Annotated in this window: 6 protein-coding genes; 4 read left to right on the top strand and 2 right to left on the bottom strand. The window is 70.6% G+C overall.

Features of this window, described 5'->3' with window-relative positions:
• Nucleotides 1-239 precede the first annotated feature (239 nt).
• The gene (locus tag ESO86_RS07920; protein ID WP_242492268.1) at nt 240-1,442 is read right to left on the bottom strand and encodes a Gfo/Idh/MocA family protein; all 1,203 of its coding nucleotides are present in this window, start codon (nt 1,440-1,442) and stop codon (nt 240-242) included.
• A gap of 72 nt (nt 1,443-1,514) precedes the next feature.
• The gene (locus tag ESO86_RS07915) at nt 1,515-2,522 is read right to left on the bottom strand and encodes a substrate-binding domain-containing protein (RefSeq protein WP_242492267.1); all 1,008 of its coding nucleotides are present in this window, start codon (nt 2,520-2,522) and stop codon (nt 1,515-1,517) included.
• Between the two features lie 336 nt (nt 2,523-2,858).
• Here ESO86_RS07915 and ESO86_RS07910 point away from each other — a divergent pair, with 336 nt between their 5' ends.
• The 4 genes from ESO86_RS07910 to ESO86_RS07895 all read left to right on the top strand — a co-directional run bounded on the left by ESO86_RS07910 (nt 2,859) and on the right by ESO86_RS07895 (nt 7,496).
• Nucleotides 2,859-4,343: a sugar ABC transporter ATP-binding protein gene (locus ESO86_RS07910; protein ID WP_207207059.1), complete on the top strand. Its 1,485-nt coding sequence runs from the start codon at nt 2,859-2,861 to the stop codon at nt 4,341-4,343.
• 92 nt (nt 4,344-4,435) lie between these two features.
• On the top strand, nt 4,436-5,395 hold the full coding sequence (locus ESO86_RS07905; RefSeq protein WP_242492270.1) for an ABC transporter permease: 960 nt from the start codon (nt 4,436-4,438) through the stop codon (nt 5,393-5,395).
• Between the two features lie 147 nt (nt 5,396-5,542).
• On the top strand, nt 5,543-6,718 hold the full coding sequence (locus tag ESO86_RS07900) for an ROK family transcriptional regulator (protein ID WP_242492266.1): 1,176 nt from the start codon (nt 5,543-5,545) through the stop codon (nt 6,716-6,718).
• Nucleotides 6,719-6,773: 55 nt separating this feature from the next.
• On the top strand, nt 6,774-7,496 hold the full coding sequence (locus tag ESO86_RS07895) for a YqaJ viral recombinase family protein (RefSeq protein ID WP_129234407.1): 723 nt from the start codon (nt 6,774-6,776) through the stop codon (nt 7,494-7,496).
• The last annotated feature ends 115 nt before the right edge of the window (nt 7,497-7,611 follow it).

Raw genomic sequence — 7,611 nt, 5'->3', positions numbered from 1 at the left:
GTCGGCTTGGGCGACGAGGGCGGCCCATGCGGCCGCCGTCGCGGCCGGCGCGCGTGCGACCGCCCTCTCGACGCGCGCGGCGAGTCCGGCCGCACCGGGCTCGACCTCGTCCACCCCTCCGGTCACGCCATCGACGGTCTCGGCTCGCCGCCCGGCCCGTTCATCGAGTCGCACGGATGCGGTGGACGACATCCCGCACCTTCCCCTCGTTCGCGGATACCGGCCGATCGGGGCCTGCGTCAGCCGGCCACCGAGGCCGCCTCGGAGGCGACCCCCACCCACGCACCCGTCGATGCGGCGCTCTCCTCGACCGCGTCGAGCACGCGCTGCACGTGGAGCCCGTCGGCGAAGGACGGATTCGGGTCGGCGCCCGTGGCGATCGCCTCGACGAAGTCCCTCGCCTGGTTGGCGAAGCCGTGCTCGTAGCCGAGCAGGTGGCCGGCCGGCCACCACGCCGAGACCCACGGGTGCTCGGGCTCGGTGACGATGATCGACGTGAACCCCTGCTCGCTCGCGGGCGCCGACGCGTCGTAGTACTCGATGCGGTTGAGGTGCTCGAGGTCGAACGCGATCGCGCCGCGTGATCCCGACACCTCGACGCGCAGGGCGTTCTTGCGGCCGGTCGCCATGCGCGACGCCTCGAACGAGCCCAGCGCGCCCGATGCGAAGCGCCCGTGGAAGAACGCGACGTCGTCGACGGTGACCTCGCCCACTCCCGTGGGGGGAGCGGTCGATCCGCCCGAGATGGCTCCGGACGAGGAACCGGCGATCGGCCGCTCGCGGACGAAGGTCTCGAGCAGGCCCGACACCTCGGCGACCCGGAGCCCCGTGAGGTACTCGGCCATGTCGACCGCGTGCGCGCCGATGTCCCCGAGGGCGCCCGATCCGGCGCGGTCCTTCTGCAGCCGCCAGGTCATCGGCGACGCCGGGTCGACCAGCCAGTCCTGCAGGTACGAGGCGCGCACGTGGCGGACCTCGCCGATGCGCCCCTCGGCGATCAGGTGCCGCGCGAAGGCCGTCGCCGGGAGGCGACGGTACGTGAAGCCCACCATCGAGCGGATGCCGCGTGCGGCGGCGGCCTCGGCCGCCCGGGTCATCGCCTCGGCCTCGGCGGACGAGTTCGCGAGCGGCTTCTCGCACAGCACGTGCTTGCCCGCCTCGAGCGCGGCGATCGCGATCTCCGCGTGGCTGTCGCCCGGGGTGACGATGTCGACGACGTCGATGTCGTCCCGCGCGACGACCTCGCGCCAATCCGACGCGGACTCCCGCCAGCCCCACTTCTCGGCGGCGGCGGCGGCCCGATCCGGATCTCGACCGACGAGGACATCCATCGTCGGCTCGGCCGTGAGGTCGAAGAACCTCGGGGCGACGCGCCATCCCTGCGAGTGGGCGGCCCCCATGAAGCCGTTGCCCACCATCGCGACGCGGAGTCGTTCACGCATGCAGATCGAGCTGCCTTTCTGGGTAGGGGAGGCTGGGCGCCCCGAGGGGCGCCCAGCCACGTGGTGATCGGGTCAGGACTCGAAGGCGAACTGGATGTACTCGTCCACGTTCTCCGCGGTCACCACGGGTGCGTCGAGCACGATCCGGTTGGCGACGCTCGGCGTGTAGAGGTCGCTCATCGTCTTGCCCTGAGCGATCAGGCGGGCCAGCGCGATGCCGTCGGCCGCCTGCGTCGACGGGTAGATGACGGTCGCCTCGAGCACCGAGTCGCCCGACTGGATGGCGCGCATCGCGTTCGCGCTGCCCGCGCCGCCGACCATGAAGAACTCGTCGCGGCCCGCGGCGTCGATGGCCGCGAGGACGCCGACACCCTGGTCGTCGTCGTGGTTCCAGATCGCGTCGATCTCCGGCGCGGCCGAGAGCAGCTGCGAGGTCACGGCCTCGCCGCCCTGGATGGTGAAGTCCGCGGCGACGCGGTTCGTGACCTCCAGGCCGCAGTCGGACAGCGCGTCGGCGAAGCCCGCCGAGCGGTCCTGGGTCAGCGGCAGCGAGTCGATGCCGGCGATCTCGGCGACGACGGCGTCGTCCTGTCCGCCGAGCTGCTCGCAGATGTACGTGCCGGCGCTGACGCCCATGCCGTAGTTGTCGCCCAGGATGGTCGCGCGTGCGGCGAAGGGGCTGGAGAATTCGCGGTCGACGTTGATGACCGGGATCCCGGCCTCCATCGCCGCGGTCGCCGCCTCGGTGAGCGCGGCGCCGTCGGTCGGCAGCAGCACGATGGCGTCGACGCCGTCGTTGACGAACGTCTCGACCTGGCTGATCTGGAGGTTGGCGTCGTTCGTCCCCTCCGCGACGCGGAGCTCGACGTCGGGGTAGCTCTCGGCGGCGGCGATGGCCGCCGAGTTGATCGCTCCCAGCCAACCGTGGTCGGCCGCGGGGCCCGAGAAGCCGATGACGACCGTGTCGCCCGCCTCGGCGTTCTCCTCGGCGGAGTTCTGGTTCTCCGTGATGTTCGACTCGGATCCGCCCGCCGTGCAGCCGGCCAGCAGGCCGGCGACCGCCAGGGATGCGCCCGCCATGACCAGCATGCGGGCTCGTGAAGTGCGGGTGACACTCATTCGTGTAGTCCTCTCATTGGATGTGACGCAGCACCGCCAGATGGACCTCGTATCCATCCGGGTGCCACCACACCCAACGGAGTCCACGCTGACGTTTCGTGAGCGTAGCAGAAGGTAGCCGACTCTGCGCAACTTATGTTTGTATCGCGTTATAAGTGATGGGATGCCCGCCCAGGCGCATGGCCGCACGCGCCAGAGGATTCTCGACCGGATTTCGACGAAACCACTTGCGACATCGCGAGTTCCGGTTATGATTCCAAAGTGATCAAAGACGACCATCTTCCGGCATTACTCCGCATGAGCGGCATCTCGAAGAACTTCTCCGGCGTGCAGGCGCTGAAGAACGTCGACCTCGAGATCGCCGCAGGCGAAGTCCACTGCATCCTCGGCCAGAACGGCGCGGGCAAGTCGACGCTGATCAAGACGCTCGCCGGGGCGCACATCCCCGACTCGGGCACGATCGAGTGGAACGGCGAGCAGGTCTCGCTGCACTCCCCCCAGGACGCGATCGAGCTCGGCATCGCCACGATGTACCAGGAACTCGACGTCGTCGACGGACTGACCATCGCCGAGAACATCTTCCTCGGACACGAACTCTCCGTGGGCGGCTTCCTCCGCGCCGGCGAGGCCAACGAACGCACCCGGCAACTGCTCGAACGACTGGGCCACGGGGACCTCCCGCCGTCGCGCGAGGTCGGGACGCTGAGCGCGGCGAACAAGCAGATCGTGAGCATGGCCCGCGCGCTCTCACACGACACGCGGCTCATCATCATGGACGAGCCCTCCGCGGTGCTCGACGGCGAAGAGGTGAAGAACCTCTTCCGGGTCGTCCGCGAGCTCACGAACGCGGGCATCGCGGTCGTGTACATCACGCACCGACTGGAGGAGATCCGGGAGATCGGAGACCGCATCACGGTCCTGAAGGACGGGCGCAGCACGGCGAACGGCCTCGACGTCTCCGAGACGCCCACGTCCGAGCTCATCCGGCGCATGACCGGCCGCGAGGTCGAGAACGTCTTCCCTCCGGCCACGCCGATCCCCGACGACGCGCCGCTGGCACTCGAGGTCGAGGACCTCTCGCTCGAAGGCGTCTTCCACGACGTGGCCTTCACGGTCCGGGCGGGCGAGATCGTCGGACTCGCGGGCCTCGTCGGCTCGGGCCGATCGGAGATCCTCGAGACGATCTACGGCGCACGGCGCGCGACCACCGGCACCGTCCGGGCGAACGGCCGCGAACTCCGCCGCGGCTCGGTCCGCGATGCGGTCAAGGCGGGGATCGGGCTGTCGCCGGAGGAGCGCAAGAGCCAGGGCCTGCTCCTCGACGAACCCATCTTCCGGAACGTCACGCTCTCCTCGTTCGCGAGGTTCGCCCGCGGCGGGTTCGTCGACGAGCGCCGCGAGCGCCGCATCGCCGCCGAGCAGATCGACGCGCTGGAGCTCCGCCCCGCCGATCCCGACCGGCCGGCCCGCACGCTCTCGGGCGGCAACCAGCAGAAGATCCTGTTGGCGCGCTGGCTCGTCAACCGCACGTCCGTGCTCCTCCTCGACGAGCCGACGCGCGGCGTGGACGTCGGCGCCCGCGCCGAGATCTACGCCCTCATCCGCGAGCTCGCGGCGAACGGCGACGCCGTCGTCGTCGTGTCCAGCGAGATCGAGGAGGTGCTCGGACTCGCCGACACCGTCCTCGTCGTCGGGGACGGCCGCATCCTCACGACAGTGAAGTCAGACCAGATCGACGAGCACCAGGTGCTCGACCTCGTCATGAAAGGAACCGCCGCGTGAGCGAGTCCCAGTCCCCGACCATCGCCCAGGCCGAATCCGGCCCCGCATCACCGGAGCCGCCGGAGCAGCGGCGCCGGTTCACCGCGAGGAGCCTGCTGAGCGGCTCCGTCGGCCGGAACCTCGGCCTGATCCTCGCCCTGGCCGCGCTCTTCGTCGTCGGCGCGATCACCGCGGGCGACCGCTTCACGAACATCGACAACATCCTCGTCATCGTCCGGCTCGCCTCGATCATCGGCGTCATCTCGGTCGGCATGACGTTCGTCATCATCGGCGGCGGCATCGACCTGTCGGTGGGCTCCGTGATGGGCCTCGCATCGGTGGTCGCGACGCTGTCCGCCATCCAAGCGCTCGCCGAGAACTCGACCTGGCTCGTGATGGTCTTCACCGCCCTCGCGGTCGGCCTCGCGGCCGGCTTCCTCAACGGCTTCGTCATCGCCTACGGCAAGGTCGTCGCCTTCATGGCGACGCTGGCGATGCTCGTGGCCGCGCGCGGCCTCGCCGAGATCCTCGCGAACCGGACGACCCAGGTCGTGCGGATCCCCGAGTTCATCGAGTTCATGAACATGGACCTGCTCGGCATCGACATGCTGATCTGGATCTTCGTGCTCGTCGCGGTCGCCGGATGGATCCTCCTCAACCGCACGACGTTCGGCCGCCGGACGGTCGCGATCGGCGGCAACCGCGAGGCGGCGCGCCTCGCGGGTCTCGCGGTCCGCCGCCACACGATGTACCTGTACGCGCTCGCCGGGCTGACGGCGGGCATCGCCGCGGTCATGATCCTCGGCCGTACCACTGCGGGGACCTCCACGCACGGTCAGCTCTACGAGCTCGACGCGATCGCCGCGGTCGTGGTCGGCGGCACCCTCCTCGTCGGCGGACGCGGCACGATCACGGGCACCGTGTTCGGCGTCCTCATCTTCGCGACGCTGACGAACGTGTTCACGCAGAACAACCTCTCGACCTCCGTGCAGGCGGTCGCGAAGGGCGTGATCATCGTGGTCGCGGTGCTCCTGCAGCAGCGGTTCGCCGGGCAGGGTTCGAAGTCGCACTAGCCGCAGCGCCGAAACGCCGCCGGACGTATTCCGGTGGATGCATGTGCATGCGAGTTACGCCGATGAGTATGGGAGAATCGACGGATGGTTGACGTAAGCGCGAATGCCGACGCGCGACCCCACGTGAATGCGCTGGGCTCGACCGCGATGAGCGATCTCTTCCAGATCCTGCGCGACGGTCAACCCCGCACGCGGAGCGAGCTCGCCTCGATCACCGGGCTCGCACGCACGACGGTGGCGATGCGCATCGACGCCCTCACCGACCTGGGCCTCGTCGGCCCGGTCGGCGAGGCCGCCTCGACGGGGGGCCGGCCGTCGTCGCTCTTCGCGATCACGGCGAGCGAGCGGTTCGTCGTCGGGGTCGACATCGGCGCATCGCACATCCGGGTCGCGCTCGCCGACATCACCGGGCGCATCATCGAGGAGACGAACTCGGTCATCGCGGTCTCCGAGGGTCCACGCGTCGTGCTCGACGCGGTCCTCGCGGTCATCCGCGAGCTCATCGAGCACACCGGTCGACGGACCGGCGACCTGCTCGCGATCGGCGTCGGTGTCCCCGGCCCGGTCGAGTTCAGCACCGGCCGGCCGATCAACCCGCCGATCATGCCCGGGTGGGACCGCTTCGACATCGCCGGGTGGATCCGCCAGGAGATCGACGTTCCCGTGCTCGTCGACAACGACGTGAACATCATGGCGCTCGGCGAGCGCGAGAAGGCGTGGCCCGACACCGACCACCTGCTCTTCGTGAAGATCGCGACCGGCATCGGCGCGGGCGTCATCTCCGGCGGGTTCCTCCAGCGCGGCGCGCAGGGCACCGCAGGCGACATCGGCCACGTCTACGTCTCCCGCGGCGCCGAGATCGCCTGCAACTGCGGCAACTTCGGATGCCTCGAGGCGCTCGCCTCGGGAAGCGCCATCGCACGAGCCCTCACGGCGGCCGGCATCCCGGCGGGCAACTCGCGCGACGTCGTCGACCTGGTCAAGAACGGCAACGTGAACGCCATCCAGGCGGTCCGCCAGGCCGGCCGCGACATCGGCGAGGTGCTCACGACCTGCCTCAGCCTGATGAACCCGTCGGTGATCGTGCTCGGCGGCTCGATGGCCGAGGCCGGCGAGCACCTCATCGCCGGCGTGCGCGAGGTCGTGTACCGCCGCTCGATGCCGCTCGCGACCGAGTCGCTGCACATCACGCTGTCGCAGACGGGCGCGGATGCCGCGGTGCTGGGCGCGAGCATGCTCGCCATCCACCACTCGCTCTCGCCTGCGAACATCGAGGCGATGATCGCGCAGTCCGCGGGCGGTGCGCTGCGCGCGGTGAAGTAGCGCCGCGCGTCCGCCGCACGCGTCGTCCGGGGGCGGCCGGGGGTACCGTGGTCGGGTGACCGACACCCCCTTCGCGCTGTTCGACCTCGAGTCGGTCGCACCCCGCGTCGCGTCGGCGCTGCGCCAGCCGCCGCTGCCGCACGAGACCCGCATCGTCGCCGACTCGGGCGACCGGGTGGCGTGGCTCCGGGCGCGCGCCAGGGGTGTGACGGCGACGGATGCCGCGAAGCTCGCGTCGGAGTCATCGGTCCGCGCCGCGGCGAACGAGAAGCTCCACGACGGCCGCAGTCGTGGATTCGGCGGCAGTCGCTACACCGACCACGGCAGGGAGCGCGAACCGGTCATCGCCCGCTGGGCCCGCGCCGAGCACGGCATCGCCCCGTCGAGCCTGCTCTTCCACGCCGAGTCCGACCGCCGGCACCTCGCCACGCCCGACGGGCTCAAGGTGCTCGGCGACGGCACGCTCGAGCTCTGCGAGATCAAGACCACCTCGAAGCCGTGGCGCGGCATCCCGCGCGGCTACCTGCGGCAGGTGTGGTGGCAGCAGTACGTGCTCGGCGCCGAGCGCACGCTCGTCGTCTGGGAGCAGCACGACGGCTTCGTGCCGATCGGCGACCCGCAGTGCCGATGGGTCGACCGCGACGAGGACCAGATCGCGCAGCTCGTGCGCCTGGCCGGCATGCTGCTCGAGGCCATCCGGCCCCAGTCCCCCGGCGAACCGGCTCGCGTCGGCGGCGGCGCCGATCGTTCCTTCTACCGCCCGGGGCCGCTCGCGTGAGCTTCGTGCTCCTGCACGGGCTGGGCGCCGACCGAAGCCAGCCGCTCGACCTGTTCGGGCCGGTGCTCTCGCGTCCGGGCCCGCCCGGCGGCGGGGCCGACGCCGACGTGGTCGC

The organism is Agromyces binzhouensis (assembly GCF_004135055.1).
GTDB lineage: Bacteria > Actinomycetota > Actinomycetes > Actinomycetales > Microbacteriaceae > Agromyces > Agromyces binzhouensis.
Note: the sequence above shows the minus strand (reverse complement) of the source record. Positions and strands in the feature narration are given on the sequence as shown.

What these genes read in the sequence shown, in the direction of transcription:
- ESO86_RS07920 (WP_242492268.1), bottom strand. Translation starts at nt 1,442, where the DNA reads ATGCGTGAACGACTCCGCGTCGCGATGGTGGGCAACGGCTTCATGGGG.
- ESO86_RS07915 (WP_242492267.1), bottom strand. Translation starts at nt 2,522, where the DNA reads ATGGCGGGCGCATCCCTGGCGGTCGCCGGCCTGCTGGCCGGCTGCACG.
- ESO86_RS07910 (WP_207207059.1), top strand. Translation starts at nt 2,859, where the DNA reads ATGAGCGGCATCTCGAAGAACTTCTCCGGCGTGCAGGCGCTGAAGAAC.
- ESO86_RS07900 (WP_242492266.1), top strand. Translation starts at nt 5,543, where the DNA reads ATGAGCGATCTCTTCCAGATCCTGCGCGACGGTCAACCCCGCACGCGG.